The organism is Calditerricola satsumensis (assembly GCF_014646935.1).
GTDB lineage: Bacteria > Bacillota > Bacilli > Calditerricolales > Calditerricolaceae > Calditerricola > Calditerricola satsumensis.
Map to the genome: position 1 here is coordinate 1 of NZ_BMOF01000047.1, position 19,421 is coordinate 19,421.

Annotated in this window: 22 protein-coding genes and 2 pseudogenes; 20 read left to right on the forward strand and 4 right to left on the reverse strand. The window is 65.4% G+C overall.

Annotated features, from left to right (window positions below):
• The first annotated feature begins 215 nt into the window (after positions 1-215).
• The 8 genes from gatC to IEX61_RS09925 are packed head-to-tail and all read left to right on the forward strand — an operon-like array spanning position 216 to position 7,765.
• The gene (gene gatC / locus IEX61_RS09890; protein ID WP_054672235.1) at positions 216-509 is read left to right on the forward strand and encodes an Asp-tRNA(Asn)/Glu-tRNA(Gln) amidotransferase subunit GatC; all 294 of its coding nucleotides are present in this window, start codon (positions 216-218) and stop codon (positions 507-509) included.
• Between the two features lie 42 nt (positions 510-551).
• Positions 552-2,030 carry an Asp-tRNA(Asn)/Glu-tRNA(Gln) amidotransferase subunit GatA gene (gene gatA / locus IEX61_RS09895; RefSeq protein WP_373277080.1) on the forward strand — a complete coding sequence of 493 codons (1,479 nt, stop codon included), beginning with the start codon at positions 552-554 and terminating at the stop codon, positions 2,028-2,030.
• 16 nt (positions 2,031-2,046) lie between these two features.
• Complete coding sequence (gatB, locus tag IEX61_RS09900) at positions 2,047-3,483, forward strand: Asp-tRNA(Asn)/Glu-tRNA(Gln) amidotransferase subunit GatB (RefSeq protein WP_188817835.1); 1,437 nt, start codon at positions 2,047-2,049, stop codon at positions 3,481-3,483.
• A gap of 20 nt (positions 3,484-3,503) precedes the next feature.
• Entirely contained in the window at positions 3,504-4,268 is a 765-nt protein-coding gene (nfsA, locus tag IEX61_RS09905; RefSeq protein WP_054672239.1) for an oxygen-insensitive NADPH nitroreductase, read from the forward strand.
• Positions 4,265-5,059, forward strand: coding sequence for a sirohydrochlorin chelatase (locus IEX61_RS09910; RefSeq protein ID WP_229725830.1), 795 nt, complete (start codon positions 4,265-4,267; stop codon positions 5,057-5,059). Before nfsA ends, IEX61_RS09910 begins: the two co-directional genes overlap by 4 nt.
• A gap of 7 nt (positions 5,060-5,066) precedes the next feature.
• Positions 5,067-5,945: a diacylglycerol kinase gene (locus tag IEX61_RS09915; protein WP_054673116.1), complete on the forward strand. Its 879-nt coding sequence runs from the start codon at positions 5,067-5,069 to the stop codon at positions 5,943-5,945.
• Positions 5,942-7,324: a 23S rRNA (uracil(1939)-C(5))-methyltransferase RlmD gene (rlmD, locus tag IEX61_RS09920; RefSeq protein ID WP_229725831.1), complete on the forward strand. Its 1,383-nt coding sequence runs from the start codon at positions 5,942-5,944 to the stop codon at positions 7,322-7,324. Before IEX61_RS09915 ends, rlmD begins: the two co-directional genes overlap by 4 nt.
• Positions 7,325-7,342: 18 nt before the next feature.
• Positions 7,343-7,765 (forward strand): hypothetical protein, encoded by a 423-nt coding sequence (locus IEX61_RS09925; protein WP_054670946.1) that lies wholly within the window; start codon positions 7,343-7,345, stop codon positions 7,763-7,765.
• On the opposite strand, the pseudogene IEX61_RS12820 reads toward IEX61_RS09925, so the two are convergent.
• Positions 7,691-7,891, reverse strand: a pseudogene (locus tag IEX61_RS12820) (GNAT family N-acetyltransferase); the annotation flags it as partial. The gene IEX61_RS09925 and the pseudogene IEX61_RS12820 overlap by 75 nt on opposite strands.
• Before the next feature lie 133 nt (positions 7,892-8,024).
• On the opposite strand from IEX61_RS12820, the gene IEX61_RS09930 reads away from it, so the two are divergent.
• The 3 genes from IEX61_RS09930 to IEX61_RS09940 are packed head-to-tail and all read left to right on the forward strand — an operon-like array spanning position 8,025 to position 9,787.
• Positions 8,025-8,297: an autorepressor SdpR family transcription factor gene (locus IEX61_RS09930; protein WP_054670954.1), complete on the forward strand. Its 273-nt coding sequence runs from the start codon at positions 8,025-8,027 to the stop codon at positions 8,295-8,297.
• A complete protein-coding gene (locus IEX61_RS09935; RefSeq protein WP_188817837.1) occupies positions 8,294-8,929 on the forward strand; it encodes an SdpI family protein in 636 nt (211 codons plus the stop codon). The genes IEX61_RS09930 and IEX61_RS09935 overlap by 4 nt, the downstream gene beginning before the upstream one ends.
• A 54-nt stretch (positions 8,930-8,983) precedes the next feature.
• Complete coding sequence (locus tag IEX61_RS09940; RefSeq protein WP_229725832.1) at positions 8,984-9,787, forward strand: SDR family oxidoreductase; 804 nt, start codon at positions 8,984-8,986, stop codon at positions 9,785-9,787.
• Between the two features lie 47 nt (positions 9,788-9,834).
• On the opposite strand, the gene IEX61_RS09945 is transcribed toward IEX61_RS09940, so the two are convergent.
• Complete coding sequence (locus tag IEX61_RS09945; protein WP_188817839.1) at positions 9,835-11,361, reverse strand: glycine betaine uptake BCCT transporter; 1,527 nt, start codon at positions 11,359-11,361, stop codon at positions 9,835-9,837.
• Between the two features lie 269 nt (positions 11,362-11,630).
• On the opposite strand from IEX61_RS09945, the gene IEX61_RS09950 reads away from it, so the two are divergent.
• The 4 genes and pseudogenes from IEX61_RS09950 to IEX61_RS12725 all read left to right on the forward strand — a co-directional run.
• Complete coding sequence (locus tag IEX61_RS09950; protein ID WP_054670938.1) at positions 11,631-12,146, forward strand: YwhD family protein; 516 nt, start codon at positions 11,631-11,633, stop codon at positions 12,144-12,146.
• A 68-nt stretch (positions 12,147-12,214) separates the two neighbouring features.
• The gene (locus tag IEX61_RS09955; protein WP_054670934.1) at positions 12,215-12,850 is read left to right on the forward strand and encodes a pyroglutamyl-peptidase I; all 636 of its coding nucleotides are present in this window, start codon (positions 12,215-12,217) and stop codon (positions 12,848-12,850) included.
• 134 nt (positions 12,851-12,984) lie between these two features.
• On the forward strand, positions 12,985-14,157 hold the full coding sequence (locus IEX61_RS09960) for an MFS transporter (RefSeq protein WP_188817841.1): 1,173 nt from the start codon (positions 12,985-12,987) through the stop codon (positions 14,155-14,157).
• A gap of 184 nt (positions 14,158-14,341) precedes the next feature.
• Positions 14,342-14,392 (forward strand): annotated as a pseudogene (locus tag IEX61_RS12725) (hypothetical protein); the annotation flags it as partial.
• A gap of 17 nt (positions 14,393-14,409) precedes the next feature.
• Here IEX61_RS12725 and IEX61_RS12645 read toward each other — a convergent pair.
• Positions 14,410-14,541: a hypothetical protein gene (locus IEX61_RS12645; RefSeq protein WP_268238399.1), complete on the reverse strand. Its 132-nt coding sequence runs from the start codon at positions 14,539-14,541 to the stop codon at positions 14,410-14,412.
• A 58-nt stretch (positions 14,542-14,599) separates the two neighbouring features.
• On the opposite strand from IEX61_RS12645, the gene IEX61_RS09970 reads away from it, so the two are divergent.
• The 4 genes from IEX61_RS09970 to mtnA all read left to right on the forward strand — a co-directional run bounded on the left by IEX61_RS09970 (position 14,600) and on the right by mtnA (position 18,692).
• Positions 14,600-15,541: an RluA family pseudouridine synthase gene (locus tag IEX61_RS09970; RefSeq protein WP_188817843.1), complete on the forward strand. Its 942-nt coding sequence runs from the start codon at positions 14,600-14,602 to the stop codon at positions 15,539-15,541.
• Positions 15,542-15,620: 79 nt separating this feature from the next.
• A complete protein-coding gene (locus IEX61_RS09975; protein WP_054672679.1) occupies positions 15,621-16,343 on the forward strand; it encodes a class II aldolase/adducin family protein in 723 nt (240 codons plus the stop codon).
• A gap of 58 nt (positions 16,344-16,401) precedes the next feature.
• A complete protein-coding gene (mtnK, locus tag IEX61_RS09980) occupies positions 16,402-17,622 on the forward strand; it encodes an S-methyl-5-thioribose kinase (RefSeq protein WP_054672677.1) in 1,221 nt (406 codons plus the stop codon).
• Positions 17,622-18,692 (forward strand): S-methyl-5-thioribose-1-phosphate isomerase, encoded by a 1,071-nt coding sequence (gene mtnA, locus IEX61_RS09985; RefSeq protein ID WP_188817845.1) that lies wholly within the window; start codon positions 17,622-17,624, stop codon positions 18,690-18,692. Before mtnK ends, mtnA begins: the two co-directional genes overlap by 1 nt.
• A 15-nt stretch (positions 18,693-18,707) precedes the next feature.
• On the opposite strand, the gene IEX61_RS09990 is transcribed toward mtnA, so the two are convergent.
• Positions 18,708-18,860 (reverse strand): hypothetical protein, encoded by a 153-nt coding sequence (locus IEX61_RS09990; protein ID WP_157057953.1) that lies wholly within the window; start codon positions 18,858-18,860, stop codon positions 18,708-18,710.
• A 188-nt stretch (positions 18,861-19,048) separates the two neighbouring features.
• On the opposite strand from IEX61_RS09990, the gene IEX61_RS09995 reads away from it, so the two are divergent.
• Positions 19,049-19,207 carry a hypothetical protein gene (locus IEX61_RS09995; RefSeq protein ID WP_157057952.1) on the forward strand — a complete coding sequence of 53 codons (159 nt, stop codon included), beginning with the start codon at positions 19,049-19,051 and terminating at the stop codon, positions 19,205-19,207.
• Positions 19,208-19,421 lie beyond the last annotated feature (214 nt).

Here is a 19,421-nt window from a genome sequence, read left to right on the forward strand (position 1 = left end):
CAAAACTGAAGATGGCCTGATGCAGATCAGTCCTAGATACAGGCACAGCGAAAAAAGCTCGCATGCGTCATCGTTTGCAGGCGATTTTCCCCATCTGGTATCATTAGTATTATGTGTTGGGTGTTCGCAAGCGTCGGCCAATCGCGGGAACCTGACGGCGTAACCGGGCCGGAGGAGACGGCTGATCCGACAAGACGATCGAGGAGGTGCCACCGATGAGCGCAATTTCCCGCCAGCAGGTGGAGCACGTCGCCAACCTGGCGCGGCTGGCGCTGACGCCGGAGGAGGCGGAGCGGTTTACACAGCAGCTCAACAAGATCCTCGAATTTGCCCACAAGCTGAACGAGCTCAACACCGACGGTGTGGAACCGACGAGCCACGTGTTGCCGCTGGCCAACGTGATGCGCGACGACGAGGTGCGACCGTCGATTCCGCGCGAGGAAGCGCTGAAAAACGCGCCCGATCAGGCGAACGGCCTGTTCCGCGTCCCGAAAGTGATCGAGGGCTAGCCAACCGAACCGAAGCGGTTGCGGGGAAACCCGGCAAAGGCAATGGTGGCGAAAGGGGGATTTGGCGTGTCGCTGTTGGAAAAGCCGATTCAGGAGATCCACAACGGCCTGCGCAAAAAGGAATTTTCCGTTCGCGAACTGGTGGAAGCATCGCTCCAGCGCATTCGCGAGGTGGATGAGAAGGTCAAGGCCTTCCTCACGTTGGACGAGGAAGGGGCGTTGAAAAAAGCCGACGAGCTGGACCGGCGCCTGGCTGCCGGAGACGCCATGGGGCTTTTGTACGGCATTCCGGCGGGCATCAAGGACAACATCGTCACGAAGGGCGTGCGGACCACCTGCGCGTCGAAGATCCTGGCCAACTACGAGCCGATCTACAACGCCACGGTGATGGACAAGCTCGACGCCGCCGACGCGGTGATGGTCGGCAAGACGAACATGGACGAGTTCGCCATGGGCTCGTCGACGGAGAACTCGGCCTTCTTCCCCACGCGCAACCCGTGGGACCTCGAGCGCGTGCCCGGAGGTTCGAGCGGAGGATCGGCGGCGGCGGTGGCGGCCGGGGAGGTCGTCTTCGCCCTCGGCTCCGACACCGGCGGCTCCATCCGCCAGCCGGCGGCCTATTGTGGCGTCGTGGGGCTCAAGCCGACGTACGGCCGCGTCTCGCGGTACGGCCTGGTGGCCTTTGCTTCCTCCCTCGACCAGATCGGCCCCATCACCCGCACCGTGGCCGACGCCGCCTACGTCCTGCAGGCGATCGCCGGCCATGACCCGCACGATTCGACGTCGGCCAATGTCGAGGTGCCGGACTACACGGCGGCCCTAACCGGCGACGTGAAGGGCCTGAGGATCGCCGTGCCCAAGGAGTACCTCGGCGACGGCATCGACGAGGGCGTGCGCCAGCGGGTGCTCGAGGCGCTGGAGGTGTTCGCGTCGCTGGGCGCCGAGTGGGAGGAGGTCTCCCTGCCGCACAGCGACTACGCCGTGGCCTGCTACTACCTGATCGCCCCGTCGGAGGCGTCGTCCAACCTGGCCCGCTACGACGGCGTGCGCTACGGCGTGCGCGTCGAGGCCGACAACCTGATCGACATGTACAAGCAGACGCGCAGCCAGGGCTTCGGCCCCGAGGTGAAGCGCCGCATCATGCTCGGCACCTTCGCCCTCAGCTCGGGCTACTACGACGCCTACTACCTGAAGGCACAGAAGGTGCGTACGCTGATCAAGCAGGATTTCGAACGGCTTTTTGAACGCTACGACGTGGTCGTCGGGCCGACGGCGCCGACGCCGGCCTTCAAGCTCGGTGAAAAGGTGGATGACCCGCTGACGATGTACCTGAACGACATCTGCACCATCCCGGTCAACCTGGCCGGCCTGCCGGCGATCAGCGTCCCGTGCGGCCTTTCGGGCGGCCTGCCGGTAGGCCTGCAGATCATCGGCAAGCCCTTCGACGAGCTGACCGTGCTGCGCGCCGCGTACGCCTTCGAGGTGCACACCGACCACCACAAGGCGCGCCCGGCGCTGTGAGGGAGGGAGAACGGCGATGAACTTCGAGACGGTCATCGGCCTGGAAGTGCACGTCGAACTGGCGACAAAGTCGAAGATCTTCTGCGGCTGCTCCACGGAGTTCGGTGCGCCGCCCAACACCAACGTCTGCCCGATCTGCCTCGGCCATCCGGGGGTGCTGCCGGTGCTCAACCGCCAGGCTGTGGAGTACGCGATGAAGGCGGCGCTGGCCCTCAACTGCGAGATCGCCGAGGTGTGCAAGTTCGACCGCAAAAACTATTTCTACCCCGACCTGCCCAAGGCGTACCAGATTTCCCAGTACGACCAGCCCCTCGCCAAAAACGGCTGGGTGGAAATCGAGGTGGGCGGGCGCAAAAAGCGTATCGGCATCACCCGCCTGCACCTCGAGGAGGACGCCGGGAAGTCGCTGCACGCCGAGGACGGCGGCAACTATTCCCTCGTCGACTTCAACCGCGTCGGCGTGCCGCTCATCGAGATCGTCACCGAGCCGGACCTTCGCTCGCCGGAGGAGGCGCGGCTGTTCCTGGAGAAGCTGCGGCAGATCCTTCTTTACACCGGCGTCTCGGACGTAAAGATGGAAGAGGGCTCGCTGCGCTGCGACGCCAACATCTCCCTGCGCCCGGTTGGCGCCGACACCTTCGGCACGAAGACGGAGCTGAAAAACCTCAACTCCTTCCGCTTCGTCCAGAAGGGATTGGAGTATGAGGAAAAGCGCCAGCGGGAGATCCTCACAAGCGGCGGCGTCGTGGAGCAGGAGACGCGGCGCTGGGACGAGCAGAAGGAGATCACCGTGCCCATGCGCGGGAAGGAGGAGGCCCACGACTACCGCTACTTCCCGGAACCGGACCTCGTGCGCCTCGTCATCGACCGCGAGTGGGTGGAACGGGTGAAGGCCGAGCTGCCGGAGCTGCCCGACGCGCGGCGCGAGCGGTACATGCGCGCGTACGGGTTGTCGGACTACGACGCCGGGGTGCTGACGGCGTCGAAGGACCTGTCCGATTACTACGACGCGGTGGTGCAGTGCGGCGCCGATCCCAAGGCGGCGGCCAACTGGGTGATGGTCGAGCTGATGGGCTACGTCAACGCCCAGGGCATTGACGTGCGCGACGTCAAGCTGTCGCCGGCGAACCTCGGCAAGCTGATCACCCTCATCGACAAGGGCACGATCAGCGGGAAGATCGCCAAGCAGATCTTCAAAGAGCTCGTCGAGACGGATCGCGATCCCGAGGCGATTGTCAAGGAGAAGGGGCTGGTGCAGATCACCGACCCCGAGGCGCTGCGGCCCATCGTCCTCGAGGTCCTCGACGCCAACGCGCAGTCGGTCCTCGACTACAAGAACGGCAAGGACCGCGCCCTGGGCTTCCTCGTCGGCCAGGTGATGAAGGCGACGAAAGGGAAGGCCAACCCCGAGCTCGTCAACCGGCTCCTCCTTGAGGAGATCGCCAAGCGGTGAGGCCGTTCGAGGTGAACCCCATGAACGAGACGATCCGCTTGCTGCAGAACCATCGCTCCATCCGCCGCTACGCCCCGCGGCCGATTCCCGAGGAGATGGTGGAGGCGATCATCCGGAGCGCGCAGGCCGCCTCCACCTCCAGCTACGTCCAGGCGTACACGATCATCGGCGTCACCGATCCGGCGAAAAAGAAGGCCCTCGCTGAGCTGTCGGGCAATGCCCATGTGGAAACGTGCCCGCTCTTTCTCGTCTTTTGCGCCGATCTCAGGCGGCTTCGCGTGGCCGCCGCGCGGCACGGCGTCGAGGCGCAGGTGGAGGGCACCGAGCCGTTCCTGGTGGCGACCGTCGACGCGGCGCTGGCGGCGCAGAACGCGGCCGTCGCCGCCGAGTCATTGGGCCTCGGCATCTGCTACATCGGCGGCATCCGCAACCGCATCGCCGAGGTGTGCCAGCTGCTGGAAATCCCCCGCCTCGTCTATCCCGTGTTCGGCATGACGGTGGGCTTCCCGGCCGACGAGCCGGGGAAAAAGCCGCGCCTGCCCCTGGAAGCGGTGTTCCACCGCGAGCGGTACGAGCCGGAGCGCGACCGGCACCTCGACGTCTACGACGAGACGGTTCGCCGCTACTACACCGAGCGGACGGGCGGCCAGCGCACCCACGGGTGGACGGCGTACATCGCCGGCCTGCTCAAGGAGCCGCGCCGGACGCACATGCTGGACTTCTTGCGCCGGCAGGGGTTCCTGCAGGACACGCTGGGTGCGGCGGGGAGAGGTGAGCGCCCATGACCGCGGGCGGGATGCGGCCCGGCCTTCTCCTCATCGCCCACGGCTCGCGCGACGAAGCGTGGGTCCGGCTGGTCGACGCGGCCCTCGACCGGTTGCGCGCGGCCTTCCCCGGCGTGCCGGCGGCCGCCGGCTACCTCGAGCTGGTCGACGGGCGGCTCATCCCCGACGGCGTGCGCGAGCTTGAGCGCCAGGGTGTCACGGACATCGTCGCCGTGCCGCTCTTTGTCTCGTCGGGCAGCACCCACCTCGACGAGATCGCCTGGGCCCTTGGCTTGAAAGACGAGCCGGAGCTGGAGACCGACCTGACACGCGTGGACACCGCTTGCCGCGTCCATCTGTGCCCGCCGATGGACGACCATCCGCTGATCGCCGCGATCGTCGTGGAACGGGCGCGCGCCCTGGCGAAGGATCCGGCGCGGGAGGCCCTGGTGCTGGTGGGCCACGGCAGCGAGCATCCCGGCTTTCGCGAGCGGTGGGAGTCCCTGCTGGATCGCCTGACGCGACACGTGGGCCAGGCCGTCGGCTTTGGGGCGGCCACCTACGCCACCTTCCACCCGGACACCCTGCGCGACCGCGTGGCGGAAGCGGCCGAGGGCCATCGCGTCGTGGTGGTGCCCCTGTTCCTCAGTGCCGGCTACTTCACGCGCACGGTGATTCCCCAGAAGCTTTCCGGCCTACCCTGCACCTACAGCGGGGAGACCTATCTGCCCCACGAGAACGTCTACCGCTGGCTGGAGGAGACGGCGCGACAGGGCTTGGCAAAGGCGGCCGCGCCGTCGCTGCGCGGGTGACGGCCGCATGCGTGCGCGACTGATCTACAATCCCTCGGCGGGGCGCGAGGAAATCAAAAAGCGCCTGCCCGAGGTGCTGGACGCCCTCGAGGCGGCCGGCCTGGAGACGTCCTGCCACATGACGAAGGGGGAAGGCGATGCCACACGCGCGGCGGAAGAAGCGGTGGCGCGTGGGTTTGACGTGGTGATCGCCGCCGGCGGCGACGGCACGGTGTACGAGGTGGTCAACGGCCTGGCGGAAAAGCCGCGCCGGCCCAAGCTCGGCATCCTGCCCTGCGGCACGTCGAACGACTTTGCCACGGCCCTCGGCATTCCGCGGTCGCTGGCCGGTGCCTGCGCGGTGATCGCCGGCGGGCGCACCAAGGCCGTGGACGTGGGGAAGATGAACGACCGCTATTTCATCAACATCGCCGGCGCGGGATGGCTGACCGAGCTCACCTATGAGGTGCCGAGCAAGCTGAAGACGCTGCTCGGGCAGATGGCCTATTACGTCAAGGGCATCGAGAAGCTGCCGTTCATCTCTCCGCGCCGCGTCGAGCTGCGCCATCCCGGCGGCACGCTGGAAGCCGACGTGATGCTCGTCCTCGTCGCCAACAGCCCTACCGTGGGCGGGTTCGAACGGTTGGCCCCCGAGGCCGACGTGTCCGACGGGCGGCTGGACGTCCTCGTGCTGAAAAAGACCACGTTGCCCGTCTTTGTGCGCCTGGCCAGGCAGGCCCTTGCCGGCCAGCACGTGCGCGATCCGCTGGTGGTGTACTTCCAGACGCCGTGGCTGGAGGCGCGGTCGACGGATCGCGTGCTCGTCAACCTCGACGGCGAGCTGGGCGGCGAATTCCCTTGCCGCATCGAGGTGCTGCCGCGACATCTCGAGGTGTTTGTGCCGTGAAACCGAGCAGCCCCCCGGTGGAACCGGGCGACCTCGTCGAACTGGACATCACCGGCATCGCCCACGATGGCGCCGGCGTAGGCCGCTACGAGGGCTTTACGCTGTTTGTGTCCGGCGCCCTGCCCGAGGAGCGGGTGCGCGCCCGTGTGGTGGAGGTGGCCAAAACCTTCGGCCGGGCCGAGGTGGCCAAGGTGCTCGCGCCCAGCTCCTTGCGCGCCGCGCCGCCCTGCCCGGTGGCGGGCGCCTGCGGCGGCTGCACGCTGCAGCACGTCGCCTATGAGGGGCAGCTCGCCCTGAAGCGGCGCATCGTGGCCGACGCCTTTGCCCGCATCGCCCGCCTCCCCGATGTTCCCGTCCGCCCCGTGCTCGGCATGGACGATCCGTGGCGTTACCGCAACAAGGTGCAGGTGCCCGTCGGGGAGGAGGACGGCCGGCTGGTGGCCGGCTTTTTCGCCAAGGGGACGCACGCCGTCGTCGACCTGAACGGCTGCCTCCTGCAGCCGGGTCCGATGGAGGCAGCGGTGCGCGCCGTCAAGGAGGCGGCCGCCGAGCTGGGCATCCCGCCCTACGACCACGTCCGCCACGAGGGCGTGCTGCGCCACGTCGTCGTGCGCGTCGGCTTTCGCACCGGCGAGGTGATGGTCATCCTCGTGGTGACCACACCGGCCGTGCCGCACCTCGACGAGCTGGTCGCCGCCGTCCGCGCGCGCGTGCCCGGCGTCCGGTCCATCGTGCTCAATGTCAACCGCGCGAAAAGCAGCGTTGTCCTCGGCGACCAGACGCGCCTTCTGTGGGGGCGCGAGGTGATCCACGACGAGCTGGGGGGCCTGCGCTTCGCCATCTCCCCGCGCTCCTTTTACCAGGTCAACCCGCCGCAGACGGAGCTGCTGTACGAACAGGTGCGCCGCTACGCCGCGCTCACCGGGACGGAGACGGTGGTCGACGCCTACTGCGGCGTGGGCACGATCGCCCTCGTCCTGGCCCGCCACGCCAAGGAGGTGTACGGCGTGGAGGTTGTCCCCGAGGCGGTGCGCGATGCGCGGCGCAACGCCGCCCTCAACGGTATCGCCAACGCCCGCTTCGAAGTGGGCCGGGCGGAAGACGTCCTGCCGCGCTGGCGGGCGGAAGGGCTTCGGCCCGATGTTGTGGTTGTCGACCCGCCGCGCAAGGGCTGTGCGCGGCCCCTCCTCGACACGCTGGTGCGGCTCAAGCCGGCGCGCGTTGTCTACGTCTCGTGCAACCCGGCCACGCTAGCCCGCGACTGCCGCATCCTGGCGGACGGAGGCTTTCGCGTCGTCGAGGTGCAGCCGGTCGACCTCTTCCCGCACACGGCGCACGTGGAGTGCGTGGCGCTGCTGGAAAACGAAAACGTCTTGTAGACCGCGAGCATCAACTCGATGGCGGCGGACATGGCCCCAAGGCCGACCAGCCATGCCGCCCAGAACCTTTTTTATCCCCTGTTTGATCATTCGACATTGATCGGCCCGATGGGGACCGCGAGGGAAAGGATCAATACCACGGAACTCCACACATGGGTAAACATGGCCGGTGCTTTCCTCCTCCGTTACGCTTCCGCAAGAACGTGTCGAAACAGTTTGCTGCCACTCGACGCACAGCAGGCTGTACACGACGGTGTCCCGTGCCCGACCCTTGACGACGGGATAGCGCCGCAGAATCCCTTCCCGCACAAATCCGAGTTTTTCAATGGCCCGTGGCGATTGCAGTTTTCGCGCATCGGTGCGCATTTCGATGCGAACCAGACCCAGACGTTCAAAGCCGAAGCGCAGGATGAGCCGCTTTGCTTCCGTGTTGTCTCCTGAGCTCCAAAACGCGCGGTGGATCGTCGTGCCGATCTCCCCCGTGGCATGCTCCTTTTCCAGGCGCACGAATCCCGTCGAGCCGATGACCCGGTTCGTCGGTTTACGGCGCGGGTTTCGAGTGTCCATTCGGTTGCCCGCGGTTGACGACGGAACGTGTTCCGCATATCCTTTAATTAGATAGTTTTCTAATTATCTAATTGAAACCTCGCCATGCGAGAAAGCAAGTTGCCTTCGGCCGAGGAAGGGGATTGCGATGGGACTGTCCGATGTGTTCAAGGCGCTGTCTGACCCGACACGCCGCGCCATCCTCGATCTGCTGAAGGAAGGCGACCGCACGGCCGGCGAGATCGCCGAGCGGTTTTCCATCAGCAAGCCGAGCATCTCCCATCACCTGAACGTGCTGAAGCAGGCCAATCTGGTGCAGGACGAGCGCCGGGGCCAGCATATCGTGTACTCGTTGAACACGACGGTGTTCCATGAGGTGCTGAAGTGGATGCTGACGCTTTCGGAAGCCAAGGGGGGAGAGCGATGAGCAATCCATGGTTGGGTGTCGTGTTGTTTGTCGTGGCGACGGCCATCAGCGTGGTCGCGTACCCGTTTTTGCCGGAGACGGTGCCGATTCACTGGAACATGCAGGGCGAGGCGGACGGTTTTGCCCCGAAGGCGGTGGCGCTGGCGCTCACCCCGGCGCTGATCCTCGTGTTTGCCGGTTTGCTGCGCATTCTGCCGGCCATCGACCCCAAGCGCGAGCAGGTTCGCCGGTTTGAGCGGTCGTACCGCACGGTGGTCAACCTCATTCTTACGCTCCTGCTGGTGATCCACGCGATGGTCGTGGCCAATGGCGCCGGGTGGTCGGTTGACGTTTCCGTTGTCCTACCCCTGCTCATCGGGCTGTTGTTCCTCTTTCTCGGCAACGAAATGCCGCGGTTCCGGCAAAATTTCTTTCTTGGCATCCGGACTCCGTGGACGGTGTCGGACGAGGAGGTTTGGCGGCAGACCCATCGCGTGGGCGGGCGCGTCTTTGTGGTCGGTGGCGCGCTGATGATGGCCGCATCGTTTTTGCCCGCGCCGCATCGTTTTGCGGTCTTTTTGGCCGCGGCGGTGGCAAGCAGCGTCATCCCCGTGGTGCTGTCGTTCGTGTACTATCGGCGCCGCGCGCGGTGAGGCTTCAGGGAGGGGACAAACGGAAGGCGTCCCCAACCAAAAGGAAGGGAGGACATGTGGGTCACCCGAACGATGCGGAATCGAGGCGGCCTGCGGGGCCGCATTGCCGTGGTGACGGGCGTCGGCCGCCTGCAAGGAATCGGTGCCGCCGTGTGCCGGGCCCTCGCCGCCGACGGGGCGGACATCTTCTTCACGTACTGGACGCCGTACGACCGCGCCATGCCGTGGAGCGCGGCGCCGGACGAGCCGGCAATGCTGGAGGAAGAGCTGGCGCGCCTGGGCGTGCGCTGCGCGCGGATGGAGCTTGACCTCTCCCGCCCCGAAGCACCCGAAACCTTGCTGGATGCGGTGGAACAACAGCTCGGTCCCCCGTCGATCCTGGTCAAAAACGCGTGTGATTCTGACCTTGACGGGTGGGATCGGTTGGACGCGGCCGGCTTGGACGTCCATTACGCGGTCAACGTGCGGGCCACCGTGCTGCTCAGCGTGGCCTTCGCCCGCCGGTTTCGCGGAGGGTCGGGCGGGCGGATCATCAACCTGACATCGGGGCAGTCGCGCGGTCCAATGCCCAAGGAGATCGCCTACGCGACAACGAAAGGGGCCATCGACGCGTTTACCGTGGCGTTTGCCGCTGCGGTGGCGTCCCGGGGGATTACGGTCAACGCCGTCAATCCCGGGCCCACCGATACGGGTTGGATGACGGAACAGGTGAAGGCCGAGTTGCTGCCGCGCTTTCCAATGGGCCGCGTCGGCCAGCCGGAGGACGCCGCCCGCCTGATTCGCTTCTTAGCCAGCGACGAGGTGGAGTGGATTACCGGGCAAATCCTCCATTCCGACGGCGGCTTTCGCTACGCGTGAAAAAACGCCACCGCCTTCCGCGGTAAGCGGAAGCGGTGGCGCATTTCTTATTCGCGTAGGTACAGCAATTGTTCCAACTTCTTTTGCCGCTCCCGTTCCCGCAGCACGCGTTCACGGTGTTCCTGGGCCAGTGACTTCCATACCGAGGCGCACACCCCGACCAGAATGGCCGCGAAGGGCAGGGCCACCACGATCGACGCCGTCTGCAGCGCCTTCAGTCCCCCGCTGATGAGGAGCACGGCGGCAATGGCCGACTGCAGAATGCCCCACGTGACCCGCACGCGGCGCGCGGGGTTGAGGCGCCCGTTGGAGGAGAGCATGCCCAGCACATAGGTGGCCGAGTCGGCCGAGGTGACGAAGAAGGTGATGATGAGCACCGTGGCTAGCGCTGCCGCGATGCTGCCAAAGGGCAGGTGTTCGAGGGTGACGAAGAGGGCGGAGGTCAGATCCTCTTGTACCGCCTGGGCGATGTTGAGGCCATCCACGATTTCGAGCTTGAGGGCCAGACCTCCAAAGACGGAGAACCACAGGAAGCTGAACATACTGGGGGCGATCAGCGCGCCGATGACAAACTCGCGGATGGTACGCCCCTTCGATATGCGGGCGATGAACAGGCCGACGAACGGGGCCCACGCGATCCACCAGGCCCAGTAAAACAAGGTCCAGTTGGCCAGCCACGATCTGTCGGTGAACGGGGCCATGCGCAGGCTCATGCTGATGAGATTCTGCAGGTAGCCCCCCAGTGTGGTGGTGAAGACTTCAAGGAGGAACGAGGTCGGGCCCACAAACAGCACCACGAGCAGCAAGCCAACGGCTATGGCCATGTTGACGTTGCTCAGGATTTTGATCCCTTTGTTCAATCCCGTCGTCGCCGAGGCGATGTACATTACCGTAAGGACGAGAATGATGAGCAATTGCGTTGCCAGCTGATTGGGAATTCCTGCCAGATGGGACAACCCGCCGTTGATCTGCAGCGCGCCCAACCCCAGGGACGTGGCCACGCCAAATGTCGTGGCGAAGATGGCCAAGAGGTCAATGGCTTTCCCCAGCGGGCCGTTCACCCTTTCGCCGAGGAGCGGACGAAACGTCGCGCTGATCAGGCCGCCCGTCCCTTTCCGAAACTGGAAGTAGGCAATGGCCAGGGCGATGACCGTGTAAATGGCCCAGGGGTGCAGCCCCCAGTGGAAAAAGGCGTACCGCATGGCCAATCGAGCCGCTTCAGCCGTTTTTCCTTCTGCGCCGAAGGGCGGGTCCACGTAATGGTACATCGGCTCGGCGACGCCCCAGAACACGAGCCCGATCCCCATGCCCGCACTAAAGAGCATGGCAAACCAGGTAAAATCCGAATATTCAGGTTCTTGATCGTCCGGTCCCAGGCGAATCGATCCGTACTTGCTGAAGGCAAGGTAGAGGGCAAACAGCAAGAAGCCAAAGGTAACCAGCAGGTAAAACCAGCCAAACTTTTCGATGATCACGCTCAGCAGCGTGTTCGCCGTTTCGTTTAGGTGGTCCGGCCATAACACCCCCCACAGCACAAACAACAGAATGATGAAAAGCGAAAATGCGAAAACCACGCTGTTCCCTCCTTTTTTCTTGTACGGACGCCGTCACGCTCCTTCACACTCGATTCTAATTATTGCACTTGGTACGTTCTTATTATTGCGCAACGGAAGCAGGAGATCAAATCACAAAAAAACATTATTTACATGATTATGAAATATAAATAGTATTCAAGATCGAGACCTTTGACAACCCGGGTTCATGAATGCGGGCACAAATGGCGAGGCATGTGCCCAATGGCGTATAATGGCTTCAGATCCTGACACAACGGGAGGCGGATGCCATGGATCTGCTGAACAAGGGCGACAGCACAGGGAAGAAGCGCGGCGGTTTCACCATCCTGGGCAATCCGGCCAACGTGCACGCCGGTTTCGGCCGCGGCGTGATCGACCTCAGCGCGGTGGCGCCGGTCATCATCGACGGGGAGGACGCATACATTGACCTGGGCGCGTTGCACGCCAAGAGCGCGGTGGAGCGGGGCATCAAGTGGACGACGAACCGGGACGAGGTGCCGAACGGCAAGCCGTACTGGGTTGTATGGGTCACGGTGGGGGAAAACGAGAAGGGCCCCTATTACAAGGGCGTGGCCGCCTCGTACATGGAAATCGACCGGGAAGCGCGGCGCGGGTACAAGATCCTCGCCGAGCACGTCAACCGCATGGACGCCTCGATGAAGGGGCGCATCTTGGTCGACGAGATGGACGACCGGAGTAAGGCCGTGCTGCGGGCGTTCTTGATGCGCCACAACCCGCAGATGTGGGCCAATTCCCCCGACGAGCTGAAAGCGGCGCTGGCGTAGACCCGGTACGGGACCAATCGCAGCCGGCGGCGGGCTTCCCGGGCGTCCGGAAAGGAGCGCGAAAAGCGGTGAAGACGGTTCTCCTGGCGGGATTTGGGCCCTACGGTCCCTACCGCCTCAATCCCGGTGAGCATGTGGCGCGCCTGCTGAACGGGCAGCAGGTGGCGGGATGCCCGGTCACCGGCGTTGTGCTGCCGGTGTCGTATGCCCGCGCCGGCGAGAAGTTGCTCCGCGCCGTGGATGACCTTCAGCCCGACGCGGTCCTCGTGTTGGAGCTCGCGCCCGGGCTGGACCGCATCGCCCTGGTTCGCGTGGCGATCAACTGCGATGACGGCGGGCCTGACGCCGACGGGGCGACGCGACAGGACGCCCCGATCGTTCCCGGCGGCCCACCCGCCTATTTTGGCACGCTACCGGTTCGGCGCTTGGTTGACGGGCTCATCCAGCGCGGGTATCCGGCGGACATCGCCGATGCCGGCGGGACGTTTGTCGGCAACCACGCCGCGTATTGCCTGTTGCATCACCTGAACGAGAAGGGGCTGGCCGCTGCCTGTGGCCTGGTGCAGTTGCCGGCCACGCACGAGATGGCCGCGTCGTCGGCGGCGCGCATGCCCAGTTGGTCGATGGCTTCGCTGCTGGAAGCGACGCGCATCCTCATCCAGGTCTTGGCCCAAGGCGGAGGACGGACCGCGAGCCCCTCCTAACGCGAGGGGCTTTCACTTCTGGATCGCGTGGCAGATGAAGGACCTGTTTCGTGGCGGACCGCAAAGTTTGGTACAATACTGATTGTGACCTAGGGATTCCGAGCGACGGCTCAGGAAAGTTGAGGGATTTCCACGTGAAGCGGCAACTGGGCGTTGTGATGCTGACGCTGATCACGACTTTTGTCGGATTCGGATTGATCATTCCCGTCATGCCGGAGATGGTGCAGGACGCGGGGGCGGCGCCGGTCCATCTGGGATTCCTCTTGTCGGTGTACGCGGCGGCGTCGTTTGTCTGTTCACCGCTGTGGGGCGCCTTGTCCGACCGCATCGGGCGGCGGCCGGTCATCCTGTCCGGGCTTTTGGGTTTTGCCGTCAGCTTCGTGCTGTTTGGCTTGGCCGAGCACCGGCTGTGGCTGATGTACCTGTCGCGCCTGTTGGGCGGTATCTTTTCCGGCGCGGCCGTTTCCTGTACGGTGGCCTATGTGGCCGACATCACGTCGGAAGCGGAGCGGACGAAGGCGATGGGCCTGGTCGGCATGTCCATCGGGCTCGGCTTCATCCTGGGGCCGGCCGTAGGCGGGTTGCTCGGGGAGCTGGGGCTGACCGTGCCGTTCTTCGCCGCCACCGCGCTCTCGCTGCTCACGCTGCTGTTTGCGTGGCGGGCGCTGCCGGAGTCTCTCGCCCCGGAGCGGCGGACGGCGCGCGCCGAGGGGAGCCCGTCGCGGTGGGCGGCCTTCCGCGGCCCGCTCAAGTACCTTTACATCATTGCCTTTATCGTCTCGTTCACCCTAGCCGGCCTCGAGGGAACGCTCCAGTACTTCCAGATGGCGCGCATCGGGGCGTCCACGTCCCAGATCGGCGTGATGTTTGCCATCGTCGGGATTGTCGGCGCGCTGGTGCAGGGGGGCGTCATTCGCCGGCTGGTCAAGCCGGGCACCGAGGGGCGCGCCATCGGCATCGGTCTGGTGTTGGCGGCCGTCGGCATGTTCCTCATCGTCTTCACGACGAACTTTTGGAACGCCACGCTTTACCTCGCGCTGTTCGGCGCCGGCCACGCCCTCATCCGCCCGTGCGTTACGTCCCTCGTCACGCAGCGGACGACGGTGGGCCAAGGCGTGGCGTCGGGACTGGTCTCGTCGATGGACAGCCTGGGGCGCATCTTGGGCCCGGTGGTGGGGACGGCGCTGTATTCGCTGCACGCCACGTATCCGTTTGTGGCGGGCGCCTTCGTTCTCTTGACCGGCCTGCTTTGCCTGTATGGCTTCTTCACCTTTGACCGCAAACCGATGGCCACCAAGGCCATCTAGCGGTGCGGAACGGCGCTCGTTTCCGGTGGAAGGCGAGCGTTTTCCCCGTTCGGGGAAAGCTATGAGGGGGAAGGCGAAAGGAGGCGTGAGCGTGAGCATGGCGACGGACCGCGACGTGGTTGTCTACACCACTCCCACTTGACCGGCGTGTGTCGCGCTCAAGCGGTTCCTTTCGGAGAAAGGAATTCCTTATACGGAAGTCGACCTGACCGAGGATTATGCGGCGCGCAAAACCCTGATCCAAGCGACGGGTCAGTTGACCGTGCCGCAGACGCGGATCGGCAACGAGTGGGTTGTCGGTTTCGATCCCCAGCGCTTGACCGAGCTGCTTGGCCGCTGACGGTTGGCGCCGGCGGAATCGGTGCGGAACAGGACCGGGACCACCGGTCCTTTTTCCATGCCCCCGCGCGTTGCTGGTACCGGGGAGAAGGAGGCGTAACGGATGGCGGCGTTTCGGCGAAAAGGGGAATGGCTCGAGGTGGTGGTTCCCGAGGCGTGGCAGGGCGGGACGGTCGACGCCGTGCTGGCCGGTCCGCTTCGCGTGCCCGCGCGCCTGCGCCGGGCGTGGTATCGCAAGGGCGCGGTGGTGGTGGGCACGCGCCCGGCCCGGCCGGACGACGCCTTGGCGCCGGGGGCGCGGCTGCGCCTGCATGCCTTTGCGCCGGAGGTGTACGGCGTGGTTCCGGAGCCCCATCCCCTCGAGGTGTTGTACGAAGACGACCACGTGCTCGTCGTCAACAAGCCGGCGGGGATGATCGTCCACCCCGACCGTCCGGGAGGGGGCGGCACCCTGGCCAACGCCGTGGCCTACCATTACCTGCTGCACGGGATTGCCGCCAAGCCGCGCCACATCCATCGGCTGGATCGCGACACCACCGGCGCCGTGCTGTACGCCAAGCACCCGTGGGCCCATGCCGTGCTCGACGCCGAGCTGCGCGAGCGCCGTGTGCGCCGCGAATACGTGGCCCTTGTGGCCGGGCGGCTGCGGAAAAAGCGGGGGACGCTGCGGTTTCCCATTGCCCGCGACCGGCAGGATCGGCAGCGGCGCCGGGTGTCACCGGCGGGGCAGCCGGCGGTGACCCATTACGAGGTCCTCGAAACCTTCCGCGACGCCACACTCGTCCGCGCCTGGCTGGAGACGGGCCGGACGCACCAGATCCGCGTCCATTTTGCGCACATCGGCCATCCGCTCGTCGGCGATGCGTTGTACGGCGGGCCGCCGGCGGCCATCGGGCGGCAGGCGCTGCACGCGTGGCGCATAACTTTTCCACATCCGCTCACCGGGGTGTGGGAGACGGTGGAAGCGCCGTGGCCGGACGACCTCAAGGAGGCGGTGGCCGACGCACGAGGACGAGGGAAGGGGAAGGCGCTGACGAACGCGTAACGGTCGGCATTCCTCGGGATGTGTGAGGGGCTTTTGCAGGCGGAGACAATCCAAGCAGTGCCAAAGGGGAGGGGCGGGAATGGACAAGCGCCTTGCGCGTCAGGTGGTGGAAATTGGGCGCGCGCTGTACGACAAGGGTCTTGTTGCCGGGGCAGAAGGCAACATCAGCGTGCGCCTGTCCGCGGACACCATCCTGATCACGCCGAGCGGCAAAAACAAGGGCGCCTTGACGGAAGACGACCTGGTGGTGGTCGACCTGAGCGGAAACGTCCTGGCCGGCAAACACCGCGTCTCGTCGGAATACCGTTTGCATGCGGTCATCTACCGGGAACGGGACGATGTCGGCGCGGTGGTGCACGCCCACCCGCCGACGGCGACGGCGTTTACCGTGGCCGGCCTGTCGATGATGGATCCCGTGCTGCCGGAGATCGTCGTCACCCTGGGCGGCGTCCCCACCGTTCCGTTTGCCGTACCGGGAACGGACGCGCTGGCCGAGGCGGTTCGTCCGTACCTGGCCGACTTTGACGCCCTGCTGTTGGAAAACCACGGCGCGGTGACGATGGGGCCGGATCTGGAACGGGCGCACCAGAAGATGGAGAGCTTGGAGATGGCGGCGCGCATCCGCTGGATCGCGCGGACGCTCGGGACGGAGCGGCAGCTGACCCGCGACGAGGTGGCGGCCCTCCTCGCCGCGCGGGCATATGCGCCGACGACGGCAGGGCGGCATCCGGGGAACAAGCTATTGAAATGGTTGGAAGACAGAAAAGACGGTTGCAAACCCGTGGATTCCGACACAAAATAAAGTTTGATCTTTTCTTTCTCGCCGCACATTGACCTTGCGCGAAGGAGGAGAGGCCGCCATGTCCACGACCTACCGCCCGCTGACCGAAACGGATGCCGTGGCGTACGTCAAGGAGCGGGGATTCTTTCCGCGGGACGCTGCCCTGACGTGCCGGGAAATCGGCGACGGCAACCTGAACCTTGTCTTTCACCTCGTCGACCCGAAATCCGGGCAATCGCTGATCCTCAAGCAGGCCCTGCCTTACGCCCGCGTCGTTGGGGAATCGTGGCCGCTGACGCTGGACCGCGCCCGCATCGAGGCCGAGGCGCTGCGCATCGAGGGCGAGCTGGCCCCGGGGCTGGTGCCGAAGGTGATCCATTATGACGCGGACCTGGCGCTGACGGTGATGGAGGACCTGTCCGACCACATCGTCATGCGCAAGGGGCTCATGGCCCGCACGGTCTACCCGCGCTTTGCCGAGCACATGGCCACCTTCCTTGCCCGCACGCTGTTTTTCACCTCCGACCTTTACCTGTCGCCGGAGGAGAAGAAGGCCAAGCAGCGCGCCTTCATCAATCCTGAAATGTGCAAGATCACCGAAGACCTGGTGTTTTCCCATCCCTATTACAATGCCGACACGAACCACTTTAACCCGCTCATTCGCGATGCGGTGGAGGCGCTGTGGCAAAACGGGGCCTTAAAGCGGGAAGTGGCCAGGCTGAAGGAGGCGTTCATGACCAAGGCCCAGGCGCTCATTCACGGCGATTTGCACACCGGCTCGATCATGGTCAAGGCCGACAGCACCAAGGTGATTGACCCCGAATTCGCCTTCTATGGGCCCATGGGCTTTGATCCCGGCGCGGTCTTCGCCAATTTGTTGCTGTCCTACGCCTCCCACGAGGGGCACACGCCGAACGAGGCCGAGCGCCGCGACTTTCAGGCGTGGCTCCTCGAGACGATCGAGGCGATCTGGCGCGGGTTTGCCGAGCAGTTTGCGGAACTCTGGGCGGAACACGTCAAAGACGAGATGTGGAACGCCCCGGGCTATCGCGAGGCCTACCTCCGCGCGGTGCTGCAGGATGCCGTCGGCTTTGCCGGTTGCAAGATGATGCGCCGCGTCATCGGCTTGGCCCACGTGGCCGACCTGGAGACGATCCCCGATCCGGCGGTGCGGGCGACGTGCGAGAAGCTGGCCCTGGCCATCGGGCAGGCGCTGGTCTTGCGCCGCGAAACCGTGCAGCGCATTGAGGACCTGACGGCGCTGGTGCGCGACGTGGCGGCGGAAAGGGTGAGCCGCTGATGGACCTTGGCTTTCCCGTCCCTCACCCGCAATCCGTGATCTGGCGCGACGACGGCCTGGTCCTGCTCGACCAGCGCCGCCTGCCGACCGAAACGGTCTACTTGACGCTGAAGACGCCGGAAGAGGTGTGGACGGCCATCCGGGATTTGGCCGTGCGCGGCGCCCCGGCCATCGGCATCGCGGCGGCCTACGGGTTGTACCTCGGGGTGCGCCACGTGCCCGAGGATGACGAGGCGGCCTTTTGGCGCGAGCTGGACCGCGTGGCCGCGTTTCTGGCTACGGCCCGCCCGACGGCGGTCAACCTCTTTTGGGCCCTCGACCGGATGCGGAAGCGGGCCGAAGCCGAGCGGGGCAAGCCGCTGGCGGCGGTCAAGGTGGCCCTCCTGGATGAAGCACGGGCCCTTCAGCGGGAGGACGCGGCGGTGTGCCGGCGCATCGGCGAGCACCTCTTGACGCTGCTTGCCGATGGCATGGGCATCCTCACCCATTGCAACGCCGGCGGGCTGGCCACCGCGGCCTACGGGACGGCGCTCGCCCCGCTGTACCTGGCGAAGGAGCGGGGCTGGCGGCTGCGCGTCTTTGCCGACGAGACGCGGCCGGTGCTGCAGGGGGCGCGGCTGACGACCTACGAGCTTCAGCAGGCGGGCATCGACGTGACGCTCATCTGCGACAACATGGCCGGCTGGGTGATGAAACAGGGCTGGGTGCAGGCGGTTATCGTCGGTACCGACCGCGTGGCGGCCAACGGCGACGTGGCCAACAAGATCGGCACGTACAGCCTGGCCGTATTGGCCAAGGCGCACAACATCCCGTTTTATGTGGCGGCGCCTACGTCGTCCATCGACCTGGCTACGCCGACGGGCGCCGACATCCCCATTGAAGAGCGCCCGGCCCATGAGGTGACGGAAGGCTTTGGTCGCCGCACGGCACCGGAAGGCGTCCAGGTGTACAATCCGGCCTTCGACGTGACGCCCGCCGAGCTGGTGACGGCCATCGTGACCGAGCATGGCATTGTGCGTCCGCCCTATCCGGAAGCCTTGATGCGCGTGGTGACCGAGAGCGGGGGATAAGGCCCACGCTCTCGGTTACTCTTTTTTCCGTTTCGCATTTTGACGACGCACCAGCGGATGGAGACCCGATTTGGTAAACGCCGGGTAGGCGTAATACACGACAATGGCCGCGACCAGGATGCCGGCGACGGCGACGCCGTAGCGCGACAGCGCGTCGATCCATTCCATTGGCCATTCCTCCTCTCGGGAGAGTTGCGCGCCATCCGTGCGGAGACAGATGGGGGTTGACGATGGCGTTTCGCTGTCGGTTGTAGTATGCCCGCGCATACGGCGTTCAGTTGGAATGGAGAGGGAATTTTGCGCTGGAGGTGCGGCGCATACTAAACGTACCGACCCGATTGAAGGGAGGCATGGGCATGGCGCATCGATCCGTGAACAAGGAGAAGCGGCGCGATCCATCCGTTTCCGCACAAGGATTGGGGGGCGGTGAGCGACCGGCGCTGGACCCGGAAGCGCCCGCCGCGAAGCCCTGGGCGAACAACGCGCCGGAGCCGCCGCGGCAACCGAAGGGGTAACGGCAAAAAAGGGATTGATCCCGAATCGGGAGCTGCGACGGCCAGACGTTGTGGCTCTCGTTTTTCCTGGAGAACATTTCCGCCTTGACATTGTGTCTTTCACCTGCTATTAATAGTAATTGCCGCCGCGCGGAGAGGGCGCGGCAACAAGATGACGGTTCCTTGAAAACGGAAGCAGCGCAGCCGACGCGGCCGGAATTTCGGACAAACGCAT

Excerpts from the sequence above, each read along its gene's own strand:
- gatC (WP_054672235.1), top strand. The coding sequence starts at position 216 with ATGAGCGCAATTTCCCGCCAGCAGGTGGAGCACGTCGCCAACCTGGCG.
- gatA (WP_373277080.1), top strand. The coding sequence starts at position 552 with ATGGTGGCGAAAGGGGGATTTGGCGTGTCGCTGTTGGAAAAGCCGATT.
- gatB (WP_188817835.1), top strand. The coding sequence starts at position 2,047 with ATGAACTTCGAGACGGTCATCGGCCTGGAAGTGCACGTCGAACTGGCG.
- nfsA (WP_054672239.1), top strand. The coding sequence starts at position 3,504 with ATGAACGAGACGATCCGCTTGCTGCAGAACCATCGCTCCATCCGCCGC.
- IEX61_RS09910 (WP_229725830.1), top strand. The coding sequence starts at position 4,265 with ATGACCGCGGGCGGGATGCGGCCCGGCCTTCTCCTCATCGCCCACGGC.
- IEX61_RS09915 (WP_054673116.1), top strand. The coding sequence starts at position 5,067 with ATGCGTGCGCGACTGATCTACAATCCCTCGGCGGGGCGCGAGGAAATC.
- IEX61_RS09925 (WP_054670946.1), top strand. The coding sequence starts at position 7,343 with ATGGCGGCGGACATGGCCCCAAGGCCGACCAGCCATGCCGCCCAGAAC.
- IEX61_RS09935 (WP_188817837.1), top strand. The coding sequence starts at position 8,294 with ATGAGCAATCCATGGTTGGGTGTCGTGTTGTTTGTCGTGGCGACGGCC.
- IEX61_RS09940 (WP_229725832.1), top strand. The coding sequence starts at position 8,984 with ATGTGGGTCACCCGAACGATGCGGAATCGAGGCGGCCTGCGGGGCCGC.
- IEX61_RS09950 (WP_054670938.1), top strand. The coding sequence starts at position 11,631 with ATGGATCTGCTGAACAAGGGCGACAGCACAGGGAAGAAGCGCGGCGGT.
- IEX61_RS09970 (WP_188817843.1), top strand. The coding sequence starts at position 14,600 with ATGGCGGCGTTTCGGCGAAAAGGGGAATGGCTCGAGGTGGTGGTTCCC.
- IEX61_RS09975 (WP_054672679.1), top strand. The coding sequence starts at position 15,621 with ATGGACAAGCGCCTTGCGCGTCAGGTGGTGGAAATTGGGCGCGCGCTG.
- mtnK (WP_054672677.1), top strand. The coding sequence starts at position 16,402 with ATGTCCACGACCTACCGCCCGCTGACCGAAACGGATGCCGTGGCGTAC.
- mtnA (WP_188817845.1), top strand. The coding sequence starts at position 17,622 with ATGGACCTTGGCTTTCCCGTCCCTCACCCGCAATCCGTGATCTGGCGC.
- IEX61_RS09990 (WP_157057953.1), bottom strand. The coding sequence starts at position 18,860 with ATGGAATGGATCGACGCGCTGTCGCGCTACGGCGTCGCCGTCGCCGGC.
- IEX61_RS09995 (WP_157057952.1), top strand. The coding sequence starts at position 19,049 with ATGGCGCATCGATCCGTGAACAAGGAGAAGCGGCGCGATCCATCCGTT.